The 17,978-nt window shown below is 71.8% G+C and carries 24 protein-coding genes and 1 tRNA gene; 10 read left to right on the top strand and 15 right to left on the bottom strand.

Going from position 1 to position 17,978, the window contains the following annotated elements:
- Nucleotides 1-34: 34 nt before the first annotated feature.
- Complete coding sequence (abc-f, locus tag ACFWV2_RS01150) at nucleotides 35-1,615, bottom strand: ribosomal protection-like ABC-F family protein (protein ID WP_384399794.1); 1,581 nt, start codon at nucleotides 1,613-1,615, stop codon at nucleotides 35-37.
- Between the two features lie 191 nt (nucleotides 1,616-1,806).
- Between abc-f and ACFWV2_RS01155 the strand changes: the two genes are divergently transcribed.
- Nucleotides 1,807-2,682 (top strand): alpha/beta fold hydrolase, encoded by an 876-nt coding sequence (locus ACFWV2_RS01155; RefSeq protein ID WP_384399797.1) that lies wholly within the window; start codon nucleotides 1,807-1,809, stop codon nucleotides 2,680-2,682.
- Nucleotides 2,683-2,735: 53 nt separating this feature from the next.
- Here ACFWV2_RS01155 and ACFWV2_RS01160 read toward each other — a convergent pair whose 3' ends face one another.
- A complete protein-coding gene (locus ACFWV2_RS01160; protein ID WP_384399801.1) occupies nucleotides 2,736-3,701 on the bottom strand; it encodes a GlxA family transcriptional regulator in 966 nt (321 codons plus the stop codon).
- 141 nt (nucleotides 3,702-3,842) lie between these two features.
- On the opposite strand from ACFWV2_RS01160, the gene ACFWV2_RS01165 reads away from it, so the two are divergent.
- Nucleotides 3,843-4,445: an MBL fold metallo-hydrolase gene (locus tag ACFWV2_RS01165; protein ID WP_384399804.1), complete on the top strand. Its 603-nt coding sequence runs from the start codon at nucleotides 3,843-3,845 to the stop codon at nucleotides 4,443-4,445.
- Between the two features lie 70 nt (nucleotides 4,446-4,515).
- Complete coding sequence (locus tag ACFWV2_RS01170; RefSeq protein WP_360788547.1) at nucleotides 4,516-4,875, top strand: hypothetical protein; 360 nt, start codon at nucleotides 4,516-4,518, stop codon at nucleotides 4,873-4,875.
- 163 nt (nucleotides 4,876-5,038) lie between these two features.
- Here the strand turns inward: ACFWV2_RS01170 and ACFWV2_RS01175 are convergent, their stop codons facing one another.
- Both ACFWV2_RS01175 and ACFWV2_RS01180 read right to left on the bottom strand, forming a co-directional pair.
- Nucleotides 5,039-5,317 carry an SCO5918 family protein gene (locus ACFWV2_RS01175; RefSeq protein ID WP_384399808.1) on the bottom strand — a complete coding sequence of 93 codons (279 nt, stop codon included), beginning with the start codon at nucleotides 5,315-5,317 and terminating at the stop codon, nucleotides 5,039-5,041.
- Between the two features lie 154 nt (nucleotides 5,318-5,471).
- Nucleotides 5,472-5,675, bottom strand: coding sequence for a cold-shock protein (locus ACFWV2_RS01180; RefSeq protein ID WP_030210008.1), 204 nt, complete (start codon nucleotides 5,673-5,675; stop codon nucleotides 5,472-5,474).
- A gap of 451 nt (nucleotides 5,676-6,126) precedes the next feature.
- Between ACFWV2_RS01180 and ACFWV2_RS01185 the strand changes: the two genes are divergently transcribed.
- Entirely contained in the window at nucleotides 6,127-6,879 is a 753-nt protein-coding gene (locus ACFWV2_RS01185) for a DUF998 domain-containing protein (protein ID WP_384399811.1), read from the top strand.
- Here the strand turns inward: ACFWV2_RS01185 and ACFWV2_RS01190 are convergent.
- The 4 genes from ACFWV2_RS01190 to ACFWV2_RS01205 form a co-directional block, all read right to left on the bottom strand.
- A complete protein-coding gene (locus ACFWV2_RS01190; RefSeq protein ID WP_384399814.1) occupies nucleotides 6,872-7,363 on the bottom strand; it encodes an iron chaperone in 492 nt (163 codons plus the stop codon). The two genes, ACFWV2_RS01185 and ACFWV2_RS01190, sit on opposite strands and share 8 nt — an antisense overlap.
- A 54-nt stretch (nucleotides 7,364-7,417) precedes the next feature.
- On the bottom strand, nucleotides 7,418-8,047 hold the full coding sequence (locus ACFWV2_RS01195) for a glyoxalase (protein WP_384399816.1): 630 nt from the start codon (nucleotides 8,045-8,047) through the stop codon (nucleotides 7,418-7,420).
- Nucleotides 8,048-8,052: 5 nt separating this feature from the next.
- Complete coding sequence (locus ACFWV2_RS01200) at nucleotides 8,053-8,499, bottom strand: helix-turn-helix transcriptional regulator (protein ID WP_384399820.1); 447 nt, start codon at nucleotides 8,497-8,499, stop codon at nucleotides 8,053-8,055.
- A 79-nt stretch (nucleotides 8,500-8,578) separates the two neighbouring features.
- Entirely contained in the window at nucleotides 8,579-8,989 is a 411-nt protein-coding gene (locus ACFWV2_RS01205; RefSeq protein WP_384399824.1) for a VOC family protein, read from the bottom strand.
- Between the two features lie 159 nt (nucleotides 8,990-9,148).
- Here ACFWV2_RS01205 and ACFWV2_RS01210 point away from each other — a divergent pair, with 159 nt between their 5' ends.
- On the top strand, nucleotides 9,149-9,442 hold the full coding sequence (locus tag ACFWV2_RS01210) for a DUF6213 family protein (protein WP_384399828.1): 294 nt from the start codon (nucleotides 9,149-9,151) through the stop codon (nucleotides 9,440-9,442).
- A gap of 3 nt (nucleotides 9,443-9,445) precedes the next feature.
- On the opposite strand, the gene ACFWV2_RS01215 is transcribed toward ACFWV2_RS01210, so the two are convergent.
- Together ACFWV2_RS01215 and mgrA are read right to left on the bottom strand one after the other, a co-directional pair.
- Nucleotides 9,446-9,808: a DUF952 domain-containing protein gene (locus ACFWV2_RS01215; RefSeq protein WP_384399831.1), complete on the bottom strand. Its 363-nt coding sequence runs from the start codon at nucleotides 9,806-9,808 to the stop codon at nucleotides 9,446-9,448.
- Nucleotides 9,809-9,899: 91 nt separating this feature from the next.
- A complete protein-coding gene (gene mgrA, locus ACFWV2_RS01220; RefSeq protein ID WP_384399834.1) occupies nucleotides 9,900-10,892 on the bottom strand; it encodes an L-glyceraldehyde 3-phosphate reductase in 993 nt (330 codons plus the stop codon).
- A gap of 105 nt (nucleotides 10,893-10,997) precedes the next feature.
- On the opposite strand from mgrA, the gene ACFWV2_RS01225 reads away from it, so the two are divergent.
- On the top strand, nucleotides 10,998-11,882 hold the full coding sequence (locus tag ACFWV2_RS01225; protein WP_384399837.1) for a LysR family transcriptional regulator: 885 nt from the start codon (nucleotides 10,998-11,000) through the stop codon (nucleotides 11,880-11,882).
- Between the two features lie 292 nt (nucleotides 11,883-12,174).
- Nucleotides 12,175-12,390: a DUF6243 family protein gene (locus ACFWV2_RS01230; protein ID WP_384399840.1), complete on the top strand. Its 216-nt coding sequence runs from the start codon at nucleotides 12,175-12,177 to the stop codon at nucleotides 12,388-12,390.
- 278 nt (nucleotides 12,391-12,668) lie between these two features.
- Here the strand turns inward: ACFWV2_RS01230 and ACFWV2_RS01235 are convergent, their stop codons facing one another.
- A complete protein-coding gene (locus ACFWV2_RS01235) occupies nucleotides 12,669-13,352 on the bottom strand; it encodes a TetR/AcrR family transcriptional regulator C-terminal domain-containing protein (RefSeq protein WP_384399843.1) in 684 nt (227 codons plus the stop codon).
- 118 nt (nucleotides 13,353-13,470) lie between these two features.
- On the opposite strand from ACFWV2_RS01235, the gene ACFWV2_RS01240 reads away from it, so the two are divergent.
- Nucleotides 13,471-14,175 (top strand): DUF4386 domain-containing protein, encoded by a 705-nt coding sequence (locus ACFWV2_RS01240; protein ID WP_384399847.1) that lies wholly within the window; start codon nucleotides 13,471-13,473, stop codon nucleotides 14,173-14,175.
- 400 nt (nucleotides 14,176-14,575) lie between these two features.
- On the opposite strand, the gene ACFWV2_RS01245 is transcribed toward ACFWV2_RS01240, so the two are convergent.
- The 4 genes from ACFWV2_RS01245 to ACFWV2_RS01260 all read right to left on the bottom strand — a co-directional run bounded on the left by ACFWV2_RS01245 (nucleotide 14,576) and on the right by ACFWV2_RS01260 (nucleotide 16,441).
- Entirely contained in the window at nucleotides 14,576-14,797 is a 222-nt protein-coding gene (locus tag ACFWV2_RS01245; RefSeq protein ID WP_384399850.1) for a hypothetical protein, read from the bottom strand.
- 299 nt (nucleotides 14,798-15,096) lie between these two features.
- A complete protein-coding gene (locus ACFWV2_RS01250) occupies nucleotides 15,097-15,768 on the bottom strand; it encodes a nucleotidyl transferase AbiEii/AbiGii toxin family protein (protein WP_384399853.1) in 672 nt (223 codons plus the stop codon).
- On the bottom strand, nucleotides 15,765-16,112 hold the full coding sequence (locus tag ACFWV2_RS01255; RefSeq protein ID WP_384399856.1) for a transcriptional regulator: 348 nt from the start codon (nucleotides 16,110-16,112) through the stop codon (nucleotides 15,765-15,767). The genes ACFWV2_RS01250 and ACFWV2_RS01255 overlap by 4 nt, the downstream gene beginning before the upstream one ends.
- Nucleotides 16,113-16,370: 258 nt before the next feature.
- Nucleotides 16,371-16,441 (bottom strand) — tRNA-Gly (locus ACFWV2_RS01260).
- Between the two features lie 402 nt (nucleotides 16,442-16,843).
- On the opposite strand from ACFWV2_RS01260, the gene dcd reads away from it, so the two are divergent.
- Nucleotides 16,844-17,419 carry a dCTP deaminase gene (gene dcd / locus ACFWV2_RS01265; protein WP_384399859.1) on the top strand — a complete coding sequence of 192 codons (576 nt, stop codon included), beginning with the start codon at nucleotides 16,844-16,846 and terminating at the stop codon, nucleotides 17,417-17,419.
- A 13-nt stretch (nucleotides 17,420-17,432) separates the two neighbouring features.
- Nucleotides 17,433-17,930 (top strand): phosphoribosyltransferase, encoded by a 498-nt coding sequence (locus tag ACFWV2_RS01270; RefSeq protein WP_360788606.1) that lies wholly within the window; start codon nucleotides 17,433-17,435, stop codon nucleotides 17,928-17,930.
- Nucleotides 17,931-17,978 lie beyond the last annotated feature (48 nt).

The following is a 17,978-nucleotide window of genomic DNA, read 5'->3' on the forward strand; positions in this document are numbered from 1 at the left end:
CCCGTGCGGGCGTGGCGGGATTCCCTGGGCGGCGTCAGCTCAGGGCCAGGGATTCCGGGGCCAGTTCGAGACGGCGGCCCCGGAAACCCGCCCGGAGCCGCCGGTCGTGGCTGACCACGACCAGCGTGCCCCGGTACAGCGCGAGCGCGGCCTCGATCTCCTCCACGAGCGCCGGGGCCAGATGGTTGGTCGGCTCGTCGAGGAGGAGCAGATCGGCGGGCTCGGTGACGAGCCGTGCCAGTTCCAGTTTCCGGCGCTGTCCCGTCGACAGGTACCGGACCGGGGTCGTCAGGTCCCCGGCGGAGAAGAGACCGAGCGCGAGCAGTTCGTCCGCGCGGTCCGCTCCGAAGGCCTCGCCCACCGTACGGGGGTCGGCGGGCGGGGCCGTCTCCTGACGCAGCAGTCCGACCCGGACCGGGGCGCTGACCGTGCCGGCGTCCGGCGCGAGTTCACCCGCCAGGACCTTCAGGAGGGTGGTCTTCCCGGCGCCGTTCGGCCCGGTGACCAGGAGCCGCTCGCCCGCGTCCAGGTGGAGCGCGTCGAGCCGCAGCCGGCCGTCGACCCGTACGCCGGCGAGGTCGACGGGAGCGCCCTCGCCCGCGAGGTCCGCCCGGAAGCGGAGGGGCTCGGGGGGCGCGGGCACCGGGGCGGTGGTGAGCCGGGCGAGCTTCTCGCGGGCGGCCCGGATACGGCTCATGGCGCCGTGCGCCCGTGACCGGGCCCGGAAGGCGCCCGCCCCGCTGAACGAGGCGGGGGCCTTGCGGGGGATGGCGGAGAACCGGTCGATGTGCGTGTCCGCGAGCGCCCGGTACCGGGCGAGTTCCTCCTTCCACTCCTCGTGCTCCCACTGCCTGCGGGCCCGCTCGGCGGCGCGGCCGGCGAGGTAGCCGGAGTAGCCGTTGCCGTAGCGGCGCAGGGTGCGGCGGTCCTCGTCGACCTCCAGTACGGCGGTGGTGACCCGGTCGAGGAAGGCCCGGTCGTGGGAGACGGCGACGACCGTGCCCCGGTGGGTGAGCAGCCGCTCCTCCAGCCAGGCGACGGCCTCGTCGTCGAGGTCGTTGGTCGGCTCGTCGAGCAGCAGCAGTTCGGGCTCGGCGGCGAGCACGGCGGCCAGGGCCAGCCGGGAGCGCTGCCCGCCGGAGAGGCTGCCGAGGGTCCGGTCGCGGTCGAGCGGTCGGGTTTCCCCGAGCCGCCGGAGCGTGGCCTCGACCCGCCGGTCGACCCCGTCGCCGCCCCGGGCCTCGTGAGCGGCGAGCAGCTCCGCGTATCCGGTGAGGTCACCGGTCACGGCGAGGGTGTCCTCGGCGGCGCGGATCGCCCGTTCCAGCTCCCGTAGGTCCGCGAGGGCGTGGTCGACGGCGTCCCCGACGGTGGCGGTGGGGGGCAGGTCCAGGGTCTGCGCGAGGTGGCCGAGGCCACCGGGGGCGTCGACGGTCACCGTGCCGTTGTCGGGGGCCTCCTGCCCGGCGAGGAGCCGGAGGAGGGTGGACTTCCCGGAGCCGTTGTCGCCGACGACGCCGACGCGCTCGCCGGGGCGGACGGTGAGGGAGACCCGGTCGAGCACGGTCCGGTGGTCGTGGCGCCTGCTGACATCGGTGAGTCGGACATGGAACAAGGGCTGTCTCCTGTACGTCGGGGAACGGAGGGCGACGAGACGTCTCGTCTCGTTGCGTTCTCGAAAGTACGGCAGCTGCGGACCCTCCGCAAGACGTTTCGTCTCGTCACGTCGCCGAGGGCGCGTCACCGATGAGTTCCGGCGGGGGCGGGGGTCTACCCCATGACCGTCCCACCACCGAGGAGACACCCATGGCCGAGACCCACACCCGGACCCTGGACACCACGGGCGCGACCCTGCGCTACGACGTGCGCCCCGGCACCGGGACCGACGACCGCCCCCTCCTGCTCATCGGCTCCCCCATGGACGCGACCGGCTTCACCACGCTCGCCTCCCACTTCCCCGACCGGACCGTCGTCACCTACGACCCGCGCGGGGTGGGCCGCAGCGAGCGCACCGACGGCGCGGCGGAGTCGCTCCCCGAGGAGCACGCCGACGACCTGGCCCGGCTGATCGAGGCGCTCGGCTCCGGCCCCGTGGACCTCTTCGCCAGCAGCGGCGGCGCCGTCAACGCCCTCGCCCTGGTGGCCCGGCGCGGGGACCTCGTCCACACCCTCGTCGCGCACGAGCCGCCGACCGCGCAGCTCCTCCCGGACCGGGAGGCGGCGCTCGAAGCCTGCGCGGGCGTCCACGCGACCTATCTGCGGGAGGGCTGGGGGCCCGGGATGGCCGCGTTCCTCGCCGTGACGAGCCGCAAGGGCCCGTTCCCGGCGGACTGGGCCGATGAGCCCGCCCCCTCCCCGGCCGCGTTCGGCCTGCCGACCGAGGACGACGGCTCGCGCGACGACCCCCTGCTCGGGCGGAACATCCGTGGCTGCACCTCCTACCGCCCCGACCTGGCCGCCCTGCGCGCCGCGCCGACACGGATCGTCGTCGCCGCGGGCAAGGAGTCAGAGGGCGAGTTCGCCGCCCGCGCGGCGGCCGCCGTCGCCGAGGGCCTCGGCACCACGCTCGCCGTCTTCCCGAGCCACCACGGAGGCTTCCTGGGCGGCGAGTTCGGCCAGCACGGAGCCCCGGCGGAGTTCGCCGAAACGCTGCGCGCGGTCCTGAACGACGACCGGGACTGACGGGCGCGTGGCCATGGCCCGACGGACGAGGACTTCGGGGGACCGGCGCGGCCTCAGGCGGTCGGCGTACGGGTGAAGGAACGGCGGTAGGAGCGGGGCGGGACCCCCCGGCGCCGTACGAACTGGGCGCGCAGCACCGCCGCGCTGCCGAAGCCGACCGCACGGGCGACCTCCTCGACCGGGAGGTCCGTGGTCTCCAGGAGCTCCTCCGCGCGGCCGAGGCGCAGGGACAGCAGCCACGCGTGCGGGGTGGTGCCGGTCGAGGCGGTGAACCGTCGCGCGAAGGAGCGCCGGCTCATCAGGGCCCGCCGGGCCAACTCGGCCACGGGGAGCGGCTCGTGCAGGTTCTTCCGGGCCCAGGCGAGGACGTCGGCGAGCCGCTCGTCCCGGCTGTCCTCGGGGACGGGCGTGGCCAGGTACTGGGCCTGGCCGCCGTCGCGGTGGGAGGGGAGCACCAGGTCCCGGGCGATGGCGTTGGCGGTGGTGGCCCCGTACTCCCTCCGCAGCAGGTGCAGGCACAGGTCGAAGCCGGCGGCGGCGCCCGCGCCCGTGACGATCGGGCCCTGGTCGACGTAGAGCGCGTCGGGTTCGACGGTGACGTCGGGGTGGCGCTCGGCCAGGAGCCCGGCGAACCGCCAGTGGGTGGTGGCCCGCCGCCCGTCGAGCAGCCCGGCCGCGGCGAGCGCGAACGCGCCGACGCAGTGGGCGGCGACCAGGGCCCCGCGCGCGTGCGCGGCGGTCAGCGCGTCCCGTACGGCGGATGCCGGGGGCGTACGGAACTCCGCCCAGGGCAGGGCGATCACCAGGTCGGCCGTCGCAAGCCGTTCCAGACCGTGCTCGACGACCAGCGGCAGGCCGACGTCGGTGCGGACGGTCCCCGGACGGTCGGTGCAGAGCGCGAAGTCGAAACGGGGCAGGTCCCCACCGCGCGCGTCGAAGACCTCGGAGACGATGCCGGCCCCGAGCATCCCGACCCCGTGCGGGGCGTAGGCGGCGACGGTCACGAAGGGCGACGGCATGGGGGCGAGTCTGACACGCCGGCCCGTCCGTAAGCCCGTAAGCCCGCCCCCCACCGCAGCCGGAATACCTGGCACGATTCCCGCGATGGGTGGCAGTGCGGCCACTCGTGCCGATCCGCGCCCGGCGGAAGACTCGGGGGCATGACACACCACGACGACGCGCCGCACGCCCGCACCGCCGCGTACACGATCCTGACCACCGGTTACACGCTCTCCACCGGCCCCGGCGTCGCCGCCACCGTCTCCTACGTACGGGACGGCGACCGGCACGTGATCGTCGACCCCGGCATGGTGGCGAGCCGCGACCGGATCCTCGGCCCGCTCGCCGCACTCGGGCTCGGGCCCGACGACATCACCGACGTCGTGCTGAGCCACCACCACCCCGACAACACCATGAACGTCGGACTCTTCGGCCGGGCCCGGGTCCACGACCACCAGGCGGTCTACGAGAACGACCGGTGGACCGACCGCGACGCCGAGGGTCACGAGCTGGCCCCGTCGCTGCGGCTGATCCGTACCCCCGGCCACAGCCCCGAGGACATCACCCTTCTCGCGGGCACCGACGCCGGTGTCATCGCCTTCGTGGGCGACCTCTGGTGGCGCCCCGACGGCCCCGTGGCGGACCCGGTGGCCCCGGACCACACCGTCCTGAGGGACTCGCGCCTCCGCGTCCTCGCCACGGCCGACGTGATCGTCCCGGGCCATGGTCCGGCGTTCCCGGCGGACGACTCGGCACCTCGCTAGCGGGTCCGGGGGCACGGGTGTTCCCCCCGAGGCCGGTGGCGGCGCCTGGACACCTCTAGAATCGGCTTCCATGTCGAAGCCTGACGAGCTGCTCGTTGACATCGCCGCCACGGTGGAGTCCACGCAGAGCAATCAGATGTCCCTGACCGTGGTCGTGGGGGGTGCGGTCCTCACCGGTCGGCTGGCCCCGGAAGCCCTCTGGAGACAGCGCGTCTCGGAGGTCCTGACGGACTCGGCCCGCCTTGGCGAGTTCTCCCATGTCTTCAGCCCCTCCGCCCGCGCGGAAGGGCCACCGACCCATCTGCACTTCCACCTCGCCCGGATCCTCCAGGGGACGGTGGGCATCCCGGAGACCGGCGGGATGTACCGGGTCGCCCTCTCGGACGTCAGCGCCTGGACGGTGGGCGACTTCCGCTACTCCGACCACTGAGCCCCGCCCGGGTGCGACGGCGGGCGGCGGCGGGCGGGCGGCGTACTCACGCGGCCGGCGCCGCCCGCTCTCAGCAGGCGTCAGAAGACGTCAGGAGACGCCAGAAGACGTCCACAGGTACCCAGCCACACATCGCCGGGTGTCCGTAGACGTCGGAAGGCGGTCAGAAGGCGTCAGTGGTGTCCGACGGCGCGGCGGGCTGCTCGGCGGGGACGGTGAGGCAGGTGAAGCCGAGCTTGGTCATCGCGCGCACGACCTCGCCCGCGCTGAAATCGCGGCGGTCCTGGCGGGTGACGACCTCGCCCACCTGCTTCACGGGGAACTGACGGCGGCCGATGATGACGACGTCGCCGACGGCCGGCTCGGGCTTGACGCCCTTCATCGATTCGAGCACGCCGGCTTTGGTCAGCTCGAAGGGGAAGCGTGCGATGACACAGCGCATGGTGACTCCTGCGGAGAAGTGGTCCAGATACGGTACTGAAGGGGGCCGGGCAGGAAATTCCCGCAGCCCGGCGAGAGGTGCAAAGAGCTGAGGCCCGCACCCCAAAGGTGCGGGCCTCAGCTCGTCAGCTCGTGCTACGCGTCAGCGCCTGGCCTCAGGCGGGGACGATGTTCTCGGCGGTCGGGCCCTTCTGGCCCTGCGCGATGTCGAAGCTCACCTTCTGGCCTTCCTGCAGCTCACGGAAGCCCTGGGCGGCGATGTTCGAGTAGTGGGCGAAGACGTCGGGGCCGCCACCGTCCTGCTCGATGAAGCCGAAGCCCTTTTCCGAGTTGAACCACTTCACGGTGCCAGTAGCCATGTCATTTCTCCTTCGGGGCAGTGCTCGGAGCCCACACCCTGTGTGCTCCTGTCGCTGCGATGATCGCCCCGCCCGGAAAAAGCCCGGAAATGAAAAAGGGTGCCCAGCGCCGGAAGAACCGGAAGGGGCACTCGTACGTTCGGGACCCACAACTGCAACTGATATCGACACTAGCACGGTGGCGCGGAGTGCGCCCGGCGAAGAATGCGACCACCCGCATCCCGTGTGTTTACATGACAAATTTCCACCCCGAGTCGCCGCGAATTCACGCCGGGCGATCCCGCCCTATTCGCCCGCCCCGGAGCCGCCGCCCGGGGCCACCGGGACTGGTGACACAGGTCACACTCCCTTGTCGATGACCCGGCTCCCGGAGGCAGGTCAACAGGACGAGAACGCGGTCAACTCCCCACGCCGGCCGCGTTCCTGACCCGACGAGGAAGGCCCGACCGCCATGACCACCACGCCCGCCCCGACGCTCGACACCCCGCCCGCCCCGACGCTCGACGCCCCGCCCGCCACCGCCCCCGGACCGGCCACCCCCACCGTCCCCACTTCCGCCACGGCCGCCGCCACCGCTCCCGCGCCCACGGCCGGTCCCCCGGCGCGTCGGCTGCTGCTCGGCGGGGTCGTCGGAGGGCCGCTGTTCCTCGTCGTGGGCCTCGTCCAGGGCGTCACGCGGGACGGTTTCTCCTTCACCCGCAACGCGATCAGCCAGCTCGCCCTGGGGGACCCGGGCTGGATCCAGACGGTGAACTTCGTGCTCGCCGCCGCCCTGCTCGTCACCGGGGCGGTCGGTCTGCGCCGGACGCTGCACGCGGGCCCCGGCGGGACCTGGGCCCCCGTACTGGCCGGGGTGTTCGGCGCGTCGTTCGCGGCCGCCGCCGTGTTCCCCGCCGACGCGGGGGCCGGATTCCCCGCCGGCGCGCCCGAGACGCCCACGCTCAGCGCGCACGGCGCCGTCCACATGCTCAGCGGCATGGTCGGCTACCTCGCCCTGTGCGCCGTGTTCCTGCTCCTGGCCCGCGTCTTCACCGCCCGGGGCGACCGGGCCTGGGCCCTCGGCTCCCGCCTCGCCCCGGCAGCGGTACTCGCCGGCTTCGCGGCCTCCGGTGCCACGGTCACGGCCTTCACGGCCGGCGCGGCTGTGGGCCTGTGCTGGCTGTCGGCCGCCACGGCCCGCCTGCGCGCCGCCGGTGTCAGCTGACGGCCTTCTCGACCAGCGCGGCGATCCGGGCCTCGTCGGGGGCGCCCAGTTCCGTCAGGGCGAAGCTGGTCGCCCACAGGGACCCCTCGTCGAGCCGCGCCAGGTCGCTGAAGCCGAGCGTGGCGTACCGCGTCTTGAACTTCTCCGCACTCTGGAAGAAGCAGACGACCTTGCCGTCCCTGGCGTACGCGGGCATCCCGTACCAGAGCTTCGGCGCCAGGTCCGGGGCGCTCGCGGCGACGATCTCGTGGATCCGTTCGGCGAGGACACGGTCGGCGTCGGGCATCTCGGCGATCTTCGCGCGCACCTCGGCGTCCCCGTCTGCCCTGGCCTTGGCCGACCGCGCGTCGCGGCGCGCGCTCGCCTTGAGCTCCTTGGCGCGCTCCTTCATCGCCTCGCGCTCCTCCTCGGTGAAACCGTCGTACTTCTCGCCGCCTCTCTTGCCGGCGCTGCTGTTGCTGGTGGACGAGCTGGTGTTCGGCATGACGGGTCCTCTCGGAAGGCCGGCCGGGTGGTCGGCCGGATGGTCGGATGACGGTCAGGAGGTGGCGGCCACGGCGGCGGCCTCCCACGCGAACCCGTCCGGGTCGGTGAAGGCGGCGGTGCCGTCGCCGCCGAGGACGACCCGGTGGGATCCCTCGCCGTCGACCGGGACACCGGCGTCCTTGGCGAGGGCGCGGCGCCCGTACAGGGCGAGCTTGACGGGGCTGTCAGCGGCGGCGCCGAACTCGACGTACTTCCTGCCGAAGCTCTTCGCGACGGTGAGGCCGTGCTCGACGTAGAACTTCCTGCTCGCCGCCACGTCCGTGGCCCCGAGGAGGAGGACGACCTGGTCGACGCGGCCGGTGGCCGGGCCGGTGTCCTTCTTCGCCGAGGTGGCGACCTTCCAGACGGTGCCGTCCGGGGCCCGGAAGACCCCGCCGTAGCCCCAGAAGGACTTCGAGACGGGCTTGAGGACGGTGGCGCCGGCGTCGAGAGCGGCCTCGACGAGGAGCCGGACGTCGCCGGGCCGGGACACCGTGAGCGAGAGCGTGAACCCGCGGAAGCCGGTGGTCGGCGCGTCCGAGGCCCGCAGGCGCACATGGGTGCCCAGACCGGAGGCGGTGTAGAAGCGGTCGGCGGCCTGGAGGTCGGCCACCTCGAGGGTGACGGATGCGATGGCGTTCATGGGATTCACGCTAGGCGGGGGGTGCCCGCCGGTGCTTCTCGATTCCTGACGGGTCGCGTCACCTGCTTGGCCACACACGACGGCAGCCCGGCCTCGCCGTCCGCGACCCGGCGCCGGTAGACGCTGGGCGGCACGCCGACGAGTTCGGTGAACCGGGTGCTGAAGGTGCCGAGCGAGGAGCAGCCGACCGTGAAGCAGACGTCGGTGACGCTGAGGTCGTCACGGTGCAGCAGGGCCATGGCGCGCTCGATGCGGCGCGTCATGAGGTAGGAGTACGGCGACTCGCCGTAGGCCTGGCGGAACTGCCGGCTGAGGTGCCCGGCCGACATGTTCACGCCGCGTGCGAGCGCCTCGACGTCCAGCGGCTGCGCGTACTCCCGGTCCATCCGGTCGCGGACACGTCGCAACCGGGCGAGATCACTCAGGCGCTGCGCCTCGTTCAGTGCGCTCATCCACGCAGGATGACACATGAGGAGAACCCTTTCAGCGGATCGACGGACCACCGGTTCCGAGCTCCGGACGCGGCTCCCGTCAGCGGAGTTCCTGGATGCGGACGAGGTTGCCGGCGGGGTCGCGGAAGGCGCAGTCGCGGATGCCGTACGGCTGCTCGGTCGGCTCCTGGACGACCTCGACGTCCGCCGCCTGGACCTTCTCGAAGGTGCCGTCGAGGTCCGGGGTGGCGAGCAGGATCCAGCCGTACGTGCCCTTTGCCATCATCTCGGCGATGGTGCGCCGTTCGGCCTCGGTGATCCCCGGATCGGCGCCGGGCGGCGCGAGCAGGATTGACGTGCCGGGCTGCCCGACGGGTCCGACGGTGATCCAGCGGGTCCTGCCCTGCCCGACGTCACTGCGCACCTCGAAGCCGAGGGCGTCGCGGTAGAAGACGAGGGACGCGTCCGGGTCGTCGTGCGGAAGGACGGTGGTGTGAATGGTGAGGTCCATGGCCACAAGCTAGTGGCGGGCGACCCCCCGCGCTTCTCGATTCCTGATCCACGGGCGGGCCCGTGTGTAGCGCCGACGGTCGCGGGCAACCGCCCCCCCGAGGGCCGGACCACGGCACCCTCGTCCCGTACGTCCCTGCTGCGGCGGAGGTCGGTTCACGTGAACGCCTCGAACGCGTCGATACCCCTGGTGTACGCCTCGCGCGGAGAGCTGCTGATCCCCGCGACGAAGGTGACCGGCCTCCTGCGGCGGGTCGCCGCGGGCTGGCTGCGGTCGGCCCGGGCGGGCGACACGGAACTCGACACCACGACCGCTCTTGCCCTCGCGCGGCAGCTGAGCGACCTGGCCGACCAGATCGACGTCGAGTGCATCGCGGTCAGACGTCCGGCGAGTGAACCCCCGCCGCGCGGAGGCGGCCGCCGGGGCAGGGGGGACGCGCCGCCGCCGCCCTGAGGTTCAGGCGGGGTCGCCGAGGCCCGTGGCACGCCCGTCCCCGTCCCGGCGGACCTCCAGGACCTGGATGACGGCGTCACGGTCGACCGGCCCGAACACGTGGGGGAACAGGACGTCCGCGTCGACCCCGGGCGGCGGGACCGGAGCCGCCGCCTCGAACTCCACCCGGGAGGTGAGCCGGTCCTCGGCCAGGAGCAGCGCGAGGAGTGGCTTCGGCGTGTCGCGGTAGAAGGCGTTGACGACGGCGAGGGTGGTCCCCACGTCCGGGGAGCAGTGGACGAACCCCTCCTCCGCGAGGGAGGCGGGCGCGTACGGGGCGTCGGGGTGGGCGTTCCACTCGTCGGCGGTCACGACGTGGTAGATCATGGCCCATTTTCCCACGGTCCGCGGTGGCCGCCGTGTTGGCCGGCCGCGGGGGCGGCTGAGGGGCGGACCACCGCTCCCGGGACGAAACGGATCAGGGGCGGACCACCGCGTCGATGCGGTCCAGCTCCTCCTCGGCGAAGTCGAGGTTGCCGATGGCGGCCACGCTGTCCTCGAGCTGGCGTGTGCTGCTCGCGCCGACGAGGGCGGAGGTCACGCGGCCGCCGCGGAGCACCCAGGCGAGGGCCAGCTGGGCCAGGGTCTGGCCGCGGGCGGCGGCGATGTCGTTCAGGGTGCGCAGCCGGGCCACGAGGTCCTCGGTGACGGCGTCCCGGTTCAGGAAGGGGCTGTCGCTCGCGGCCCGCGAGTCCTCGGGGATGCCGTCCAGGTAGCGGCCGGTGAGCAGGCCCTGCTCCAGCGGCGAGTAGGCGATGGAGCCGACCTGGAGCTCGTCGAGGGCGTCGAGCAGGCCCTCGTCCTCGGGGCGCCGGTCGAGCATCGAGTAGCGGGGCTGGTGGATGAGGAGCGGGGTGCCGAGTTCCCCGAGGATGCGGGCGGCCTCGCGGGTCTGCTCGGCGGAATAGTTGGAGACGCCGACGTAGAGGGCCTTGCCCTGCCGGACGGCGGAGTGCAGGGCGCCCATCGTCTCCTCCAGCGGAGTCTCCGGGTCGAAGCGGTGCGAGTAGAAGACGTCGACGTGGTCGAGCCCGAGGCGGGTCAGGCTCTGGTCGAGCGAGGCGAGCAGGTACTTGCGCGAGCCCCATTCGCCGTACGGTCCTGGCCACATCAGGTAGCCGGCCTTGGTGGAGATGATCAGCTCGTCGCGGTAGGGGGCCAGGTCGGTCCGCAGGGCGTCGCCGAGGGCGGACTCGGCGGCGCCGGGCGGCGGCCCGTAGTTGTTGGCCAGGTCGAAGTGGGTGATGCCGAGGTCGAAGGCGCGGCGCAGGATGGCGAGCTGGGTCTCGGCGGGGCGGTCGGGGCCGAAGTTGTGCCACAGGCCGAGGGAGAGGGCGGGGAGCTTCAGCCCACTGCGCCCGGTGCGCCGGTAGGGCATGGCGGTGTAACGGTCGGGGTGTGCGGTGTACAACGTGACTCCAGGGACGGAGGGGGAGGTGGCTCCAATCTCCTCCGCTCCGCGGCCATGCGTCCAACAGGAGAATCCGATGGAATTCAGCGTCTAGGCTTCTGAATCGTGGAACTCCGACACCTCCAGCATTTCGTCGCCGTCGCCGAGGACCGGCACTTCACCCGGGCAGCCGAACGGCTCCTCGTGTCCCAGTCGGGCCTGTCGGCGTCGATCAGGGCCCTGGAGCGGGAGCTGCGGGCGCCGCTGTTCGTACGGACCACGCGCCGGGTGACGCTGACGGAGGCCGGGCGGGCGCTGCTCGTCGAGGCGGAGCGGATCCTGGCGCAGGTGCGGGCGGCGCACGAGGCGGTCGCCGCCGTGCAGGGCGTGCTGCGCGGCACGCTCGCGCTCGGTACGGAGCAGTGCATCGCGGGGGTGCGTACGCCGGGTCTCCTTGCCGCGTTCCGGCGGCGGCACCCGGACGTGGAGATCCGGCTGAGGCAGTCGGGCTCGCCCGACCTGGCCGAGGAGGTCGCGGCCGGTCGCCTCGACCTGGCGTTCGCGTACCGCACGCGCGCGGACACGGACCAGCTGCGGTCGGTGTCGCTGGCGGCCGAACCGATGACCCTGCTGTGCCACCCCGAGCACCGGCTCGCCACGGCCGGGCCGGCCCTCTCGCCCGAGGACGTCGCCGGGGAGGTGTTCGTCGACTTCCACCCCGACTGGGGGCCGCGTCAGGCCACGGACACGGCGTTCGCCGCGGCGGGGGTACGCCGCACGGTCGCCCTGGAGGTGAACGACGTGCACAGCCTCCTGGACCTGGTCGACGAGAACCTCGGCGTCGCCGCCGTCCCCCACCACTTCCGCCACAAGCGCGAGGCGCTGACCGCGACCCCCCTGAAGGGCACCGGCCCGGCGGTCTACGAGACGGTGGCCCTGCTCCCACCCCCGGAAACCACCAGCCCGGCCGCCCGCGCCCTGATGACGCTCCTGCGGGCGGGCGGGCTGTGACGGCCCGGACTCGGGCTGGCGTACGACGGCGTCCCGGGAGTGCCGGCCGACGGACAGGGAGGACCGGCCTTTCTCGGACGGGTCCTGGAGCCTGCGGGGCATCGGCGTCACGACCGTGGACGGGTGTGGTGTGCGGGGCCTGCGGGACCGGGTAACGTCTTTGTCATGTTCTTCCAGGCGCCGATTCACGAGTGAGAGCGTGACGGGGCCCTGCTGACGCCCTCAGCCGTCGCCGCGCCCGTCCCCCATCGATGAATCCGCAGATCACTCCACCTCGTTACCGGGAGAACCCATGACCGTCAGCAAGAACATCAACAACCCCGTGGGCCAGGGCGGCGGCCAGCGCAAGAGGCTGTCCCGCGCCGAGCGGCAGAACAACGGCCCGCACCGCAACCTCGACCGCCAGGGTGCCGCCGACCAGAAGGCGGAGCTGGTGCGCAAGATGCGCGAGAAGGCGGGCGCGGCCGAGGACACCGGCCAGACGGGCGACGACACCGCCCAGAGCTGACGCCCCACCGCCGCAGGACGGCAGCACACCGGGGCAGCCGTGCATACGGCCATCCCCGACACGCGGGCCCCGAAGATCGGCACGACGACGAAGCCCCAGGTCACTGACCTCGGTGACGGAGGGGATGCACGCCAGAGGGCTCATGCGGGACCTCTTGCGAGACCACGCGGGGGTTCGTGCCCTCCGCGTGCCCCCTCTCGCGGGACGACCGGGTGTGCGGGCAGCCTCCGGCAACACACACCTGCAGGGCGCTGCCGTTCTTGATGCCCCCGTGCCCGCTACGCCTCCCGCATGGACGTCCACCCCTGGCGGCGGAGGTTTTCGAAGCCGTCCAGGAGGAGGTCCAGGGCGAATTCGAACTCGAACTGGTCGTCGCAGCCGCCACCGACCGTGGAGGCCCCGTCGTGTGCGGCCGTCGCGGCCAGTTCCGCGATGTTCGGGTAGCGCGCCGCCAGCCCGGGGTCCGGTGGTCCGGAGGGGCCCGAGGTGTCGAACAGTTCCTGGCTGAAGCCGAGGAGGCGGCTGCCCATCGCGTGCATGACGTGGTGCGTGAGGTCGGCGGAGAGGCCGCCGTCCCGGAGGATCCCGGCCATCGAGTCCACGTACGCGAGCACGGCCGGGGTGGGGCCCGTCCGCGACTCGATGACCCGGACCGCCCAGGGGTGGCGCAGCAGGACCTGCCGGGCCGAGAGGATCCGCGTGCGGACCACGCGCCGCCAGTCGGGACCCGCGGTCGGCGGGTCGATCTCGCGGACGACGGCGTCGGCCATGCCGTCGAGCAGCTCCTCCTTGTTGGCCACGTGCTTGTAGAGGGCCATCGGTACGACGTCCAGCTCCTGCGCGAGCTTGCGCATGCTGAGCGTGTCGATGCCGGTGGCGTCGGCGAGCGCGACGGCGGCGCGCAGGACGCGCTCCCTGTTGAGGGGGGTCCGTTGCGTGCGCGTGGCTTCCTGCCGGGTCATACCGGTTCCGCCCTCTTCCTTCGTCGACAGCCCTCTCCTTGACGAGTGTACGACGTACACCTATGGTCACTGAAAGGTGTACGGCGTACACCACGACCGAGTGAGGGGTACAGAGAAGATGAGTCCGGACCGGAGAACCGCGGTGGCCGCCGGGTCGCTGTTCCTGCTGACCGAGGCCGCCGCGATAGCCGGGGCGGTCCTGTACCGCCCCCTGCTGGGCGCGGCGGACGGCCGGCTCGCGCAGGGCGCCGACACGCGGGCGCTGCTCGGGGTGCTCTGCGAGGTGGTGCTGGTGGTGGCGGTGGCCGGTACCGGGGCGGCACTGTTCCCCGTCCTGCGGCGCCACGGTGAAGGGCTCGCGCTCGGGTACGCCTTCGGGCGGCTGCTGGAGGCGGCCGTCATCGCCGTCGGGATCGTCGCGGTCCTGGCGCTCGTCACCCTGCGGCGGGACGGGGGAGGGGCGGACGGCGCCGATGCCGCGCTGGTGGCCGTGCACGACTGGACGTTCCTGCTCGGGCCCAACATCGCCCTCGGCCTGAACGCCGTCCTGCTCGCCTACCTGGCGTACCGAGCACGGCTCGTCCCGCGCTTCATCGCCGTGCTCGGGCTGGTCGGCGGACCGTTGATCTGCGCATCGGCCGTCGCCGTGATGTTCGGGGCCTACGAGCAGCTCTCCGTGGCGGGGGCGTCCGCCGCGCTCCCGGTGTTCGCCTGGGAGCTGGGGCTGGCCGGGTGGCTGATCGTCAGGGGGTTCGGGCCCGTTCCGGGCGCCGCGTTCCGGGCGGACGGGGAAGTGGCCGCTCCGACAGGTGTCCGCCGGTGAGGCCGGCCAGCTTGACGCCCGTGCCGTCCGTTACGAAGCGACCGGAGTCCGTCGCACCCACCCGGAGCTCGTCGGCGCACGCCGTGGAGGGGGACGAAAACGGATACGCCTCGTGGCCCGATGCCGAAGCCATCGTCACGAGCGGGAGCTAGCCAGCCTCGCGTCGAGCCGCACTCGTGTCGGCGACGGACGCCGGTGCGTCCTCGTCGAGCAGGAAGGCTTCGATCTCCCCGAAGTCGGGCGCCTGGAAGGGGTTCGTGGTGGGCTGCGGTGATGTCGCGGCGGCACAGGGGGGCGCCCCTTCCGGAGCGGAGAAGGGCGAGGTCAGGTCGATGACAGGGGTCCTCTTCGTTGGGGGGCCATGAACGGGTCTCGTGTGCCGTGACCGGGCACGGCGGTCCTACAGCTTGCTCATCTTGGCGTACGGGCTCGGGATCCGCTGCTGCGTCGAGCTGAAATCCACGACCGCCGCGATCCCCTCCTCTATGCCGATGACCCGGCCGAGGCCGTACACGTCGTGGGTGACCTGGTCGCCCACGGCGAACTGCTTGGGAGGCGGCGTGGCCGGGGCTTTGAAGGGGCTGGTGGGCAGAAAGCGCTTCGGTGCACTGGGCTTTGTCATTGCTGCCAGTATGGCTGACAAGGGTCTCGTCGAAAAGCAACAAGCCCCAGGTCGCTGACCTGGGGCTTCGTTCAAGAGCGGATGACGGGAATCGAACCCGCGCTATAAGCTTGGGAATCACCGAGGCCCAGCTTGGTTACCCCTTGCCTGACCTGCGGAAACGGCTCCTTTCGGGGCGCTTCTCGCTGGCTCGGCGATACCCGTGGTGACCGCTGTTCACCGCCTCGAAGGGCACGGATGGGGCACGACCAGCTTTCTCGGAGATACGGCGCTTCCTCCGCGTGCCGGATGCCCGGTGATCAGTCGTCGGGTGGGCTTTCCGCTTCCTGGAGTCTGTCGGCGATGTCATCGGCCCACTCCTGAGCCCACCGGCGCAGCTCGATGGTCTGCTGGTCGTCGAGTCCGTAGGCCTCGAATTCGGTGTCATCGATCCAGTCCGCGCCGGCGAGCCGGGCCTGAAGGTCGGAGAGGTCGAAGCTGTCACGGGCGTGGCGGCGGCCGAGCTCTTCGAGCTCGATGTGACTCCAGCGATCCGTTGCCGCTCGGACGTCGATCAGGTCACGCGCCAGGCCCCGGTCTGCCAGCGCGCGGACCTTCGTGCCGACCACGTCCTCCAGGGAAAGCACCAAGCCGTGCTGAGTCCTCACAGGCGGACGCCAGAGTGCTTCCTTGAGGACATCGACCTCGCACTCCTCGCCGGTGGAGGTGTCGGTGACGATCAGCCGCGCGGACAGCGGGTCGGTTTCCAACGCTCGTACCTGCCAGCCGCGTTGTTCCAGCCCGGCGCGCACGGCGGCGGCGATCTTCTCCATCGGTTCCGGGTTCTCGGTGGCAACATCGAGGTCCTTGCTGAGCCGGTCGACCAGGCCATGTGCCTGGACGGCGTAGCCACCCGTGAGCACGAGCGGGTAGACATCGCCCACGGCGAGGACATCCGCGAGGAGCCGCCGGTGCAGTTCCGTGAGATTCACGCAGCAGCCTGAGCGTCGGGCGTCAGTTCGTTGAAGGCGTCCTCCCAGACATCGCGGATGTCCCGGCTGATCAGTGTGCGCAGGACGGGCCACATGGCGACGAGCAGTTCCCGGTTCAGGTAATGGACCAGGTCATCGTGCTGCCCCTCGGCCAGCACGATCCGATAGCAGCTCATCCGCAATCGGGGCTGGTCCAGGTCGAACCGAGACAGGCCGGACCACGCGAGGTGCAGCGGAAGGTCGACGTGGCCGTGGGCGGGGCCGCCGAGCTCCGAGAGCTTGGCGGGAAGCCGCCTGGTGAATTTGGTGCGGCGGAGCTCGGGAACGCTGGGCGTGGCTGCCATGCCTTGATTATTCCGCAAGAGGCGAGGTGGCCCCGTGATTCCGGTACAGGTAACACCCGGCTCAGAGCTTCTGTCTCGCCGGAGGTGTCGCATGAGTACTCTGACCTGCCCTTACGACGGCGTTACCGACACTGCGGCCAGGGGGCAGTGCCCATGCCCTCCGCGTGCCCCATCTCGCGGGGCTGCAGGGTGTACGAACGGCGAGACTGGCCTGCCAACAAAGAAGCCCCAGGTCGCTGACCTGGGGCTTCGTTCAAGAGCGGATGACGGGAATCGAACCCGCGCTATAAGCTTGGGAAGCTCATGTTCTACCATTAAACTACATCCGCACAGCGGCCGGGTGATCCGTGCCGCATCGTTGCACACTGTACCCCATGCGCCACTTGAGGCGAAGCTGCTCCCGTTTCGGGTGCGGAGTGCCGCCTGGAGGGCGTCCCCTTCATCCCCTAATGTGGCTGCTCGTCCAGCTCGTGTGGAGGGGAAGGGACGTGATGGGTTCGATGGAGCGCACCGTCGTCCGTTGTGCCGAAGGGCATGTGTTCAGTACCGCCTCGTTCCCGTTGCAGCAGCTCGGGGCCGGGCGGATCGGGCCCGGGCGGCTCATTCGGTGTCCGCGGTGTGCGCGGCTGCGGCATGCGGTGCCGGTGGAGCTCGAGCGCCGCTGACCGGGTGCCGGGGCGCGGGTGCCTGCCGATTGGGGCAGGTCCGCGCCCTCTGCGTATCGTGGGGGCGTGCTTCTCTCAGACAAGGACATCCGGGCCGAGATCGATGCCGGACGCGTGCGCATCGACCCGTTCGACGAATCCATGGTGCAGCCCTCGAGCATCGACGTGAGGCTTGACCGCTTCTTCCGGGTGTTCGAGAACCACCGCTACCCCCACATCGACCCCGCCGTCGAGCAGTTCGACCTGACGCGCGAGGTCGAGCCCGAGGGTGACGAGGCGTTCATCCTCCACCCCGGCGAGTTCGTGCTCGCCTCGACCTACGAGGTCATCACCCTCCCGGACGACATCGCGTCGCGTCTCGAGGGGAAGAGTTCCCTCGGGCGGCTCGGGCTCGTCACCCACTCGACCGCCGGCTTCATCGACCCCGGGTTCTCCGGACACGTCACCCTGGAGCTGTCGAACCTCGCCACCCTGCCGATCAAGCTCTGGCCGGGCATGAAGATCGGGCAGCTCTGCATGTTCCGGCTCAGCTCGCCCGCCGAGTTCCCGTACGGCAGCGAGCGGTACGGCTCCCGGTACCAGGGCCAGCGGGGACCGACGGCCTCCCGTTCGTTCATGAACTTCCATCGGACCCAGGTGTGAGGCGGTCGCAGGCATGAGTGAAGTACGCGAGAACCTGACGTACGAGGGCTTCGGGCGCGCGGTGCGCGAGCTGGCGCAGACCATCGCCGACGACGGTTACGAGCCCGACGTCGTCCTGTCCATCGCCCGCGGCGGTGTCTTCGTCGCCGGCGGCCTGGCCTACGCCCTGGACTGCAAGAACATCCACCTGGTGAACGTCGAGTTCTACACCGGGGTCGGGACCACGCTCGAGATGCCGGTCATGCTCGCGCCCGTGCCCAACGCGATCGACTTCAGCGACAAGAAGGTGCTGATCGCCGACGACGTCGCCGACACCGGCAAGACCCTCAAGCTCGTCCACGACTTCTGCGTCGACCACGTCGCCGAGGTCCGCTCGGCCGTCATCTACGAGAAGTCGCACTCCCTGGTGAAGTGCGAGTACGTGTGGAAGAAGACCGACGAGTGGATCAACTTCCCCTGGTCCGTCGAGCCCCCCGTCGTCAGGCGCGAGGGCCAGGTCCTCGACGCCTGACCCGCGCGCTGCACGGAGAAGGCCCCCACCTCGCGCGGTGGGGGCCTT

Origin of the sequence: Streptomyces sp. NPDC058671, assembly GCF_042716475.1 — a bacterium.
In the GTDB taxonomy this organism is placed as follows: domain Bacteria; phylum Actinomycetota; class Actinomycetes; order Streptomycetales; family Streptomycetaceae; genus Streptomyces.

What these genes read in the sequence shown, in the direction of transcription:
- ACFWV2_RS01155 (WP_384399797.1), top strand. Translation starts at nt 1,807, where the DNA reads ATGGCCGAGACCCACACCCGGACCCTGGACACCACGGGCGCGACCCTG.
- ACFWV2_RS01160 (WP_384399801.1), bottom strand. Translation starts at nt 3,701, where the DNA reads ATGCCGTCGCCCTTCGTGACCGTCGCCGCCTACGCCCCGCACGGGGTC.
- ACFWV2_RS01165 (WP_384399804.1), top strand. Translation starts at nt 3,843, where the DNA reads ATGACACACCACGACGACGCGCCGCACGCCCGCACCGCCGCGTACACG.
- ACFWV2_RS01170 (WP_360788547.1), top strand. Translation starts at nt 4,516, where the DNA reads ATGTCGAAGCCTGACGAGCTGCTCGTTGACATCGCCGCCACGGTGGAG.
- ACFWV2_RS01175 (WP_384399808.1), bottom strand. Translation starts at nt 5,317, where the DNA reads ATGCGCTGTGTCATCGCACGCTTCCCCTTCGAGCTGACCAAAGCCGGC.
- ACFWV2_RS01180 (WP_030210008.1), bottom strand. Translation starts at nt 5,675, where the DNA reads ATGGCTACTGGCACCGTGAAGTGGTTCAACTCGGAAAAGGGCTTCGGC.
- ACFWV2_RS01185 (WP_384399811.1), top strand. Translation starts at nt 6,127, where the DNA reads ATGACCACCACGCCCGCCCCGACGCTCGACACCCCGCCCGCCCCGACG.
- ACFWV2_RS01190 (WP_384399814.1), bottom strand. Translation starts at nt 7,363, where the DNA reads ATGCCGAACACCAGCTCGTCCACCAGCAACAGCAGCGCCGGCAAGAGA.
- ACFWV2_RS01195 (WP_384399816.1), bottom strand. Translation starts at nt 8,047, where the DNA reads ATGAACGCCATCGCATCCGTCACCCTCGAGGTGGCCGACCTCCAGGCC.
- ACFWV2_RS01200 (WP_384399820.1), bottom strand. Translation starts at nt 8,499, where the DNA reads ATGAGCGCACTGAACGAGGCGCAGCGCCTGAGTGATCTCGCCCGGTTG.
- ACFWV2_RS01205 (WP_384399824.1), bottom strand. Translation starts at nt 8,989, where the DNA reads ATGGACCTCACCATTCACACCACCGTCCTTCCGCACGACGACCCGGAC.
- ACFWV2_RS01215 (WP_384399831.1), bottom strand. Translation starts at nt 9,808, where the DNA reads ATGATCTACCACGTCGTGACCGCCGACGAGTGGAACGCCCACCCCGAC.
- ACFWV2_RS01230 (WP_384399840.1), top strand. Translation starts at nt 12,175, where the DNA reads ATGACCGTCAGCAAGAACATCAACAACCCCGTGGGCCAGGGCGGCGGC.
- ACFWV2_RS01235 (WP_384399843.1), bottom strand. Translation starts at nt 13,352, where the DNA reads ATGACCCGGCAGGAAGCCACGCGCACGCAACGGACCCCCCTCAACAGG.
- ACFWV2_RS01240 (WP_384399847.1), top strand. Translation starts at nt 13,471, where the DNA reads ATGAGTCCGGACCGGAGAACCGCGGTGGCCGCCGGGTCGCTGTTCCTG.
- ACFWV2_RS01245 (WP_384399850.1), bottom strand. Translation starts at nt 14,797, where the DNA reads ATGACAAAGCCCAGTGCACCGAAGCGCTTTCTGCCCACCAGCCCCTTC.
- ACFWV2_RS01255 (WP_384399856.1), bottom strand. Translation starts at nt 16,112, where the DNA reads ATGGCAGCCACGCCCAGCGTTCCCGAGCTCCGCCGCACCAAATTCACC.
- ACFWV2_RS01270 (WP_360788606.1), top strand. Translation starts at nt 17,433, where the DNA reads ATGAGTGAAGTACGCGAGAACCTGACGTACGAGGGCTTCGGGCGCGCG.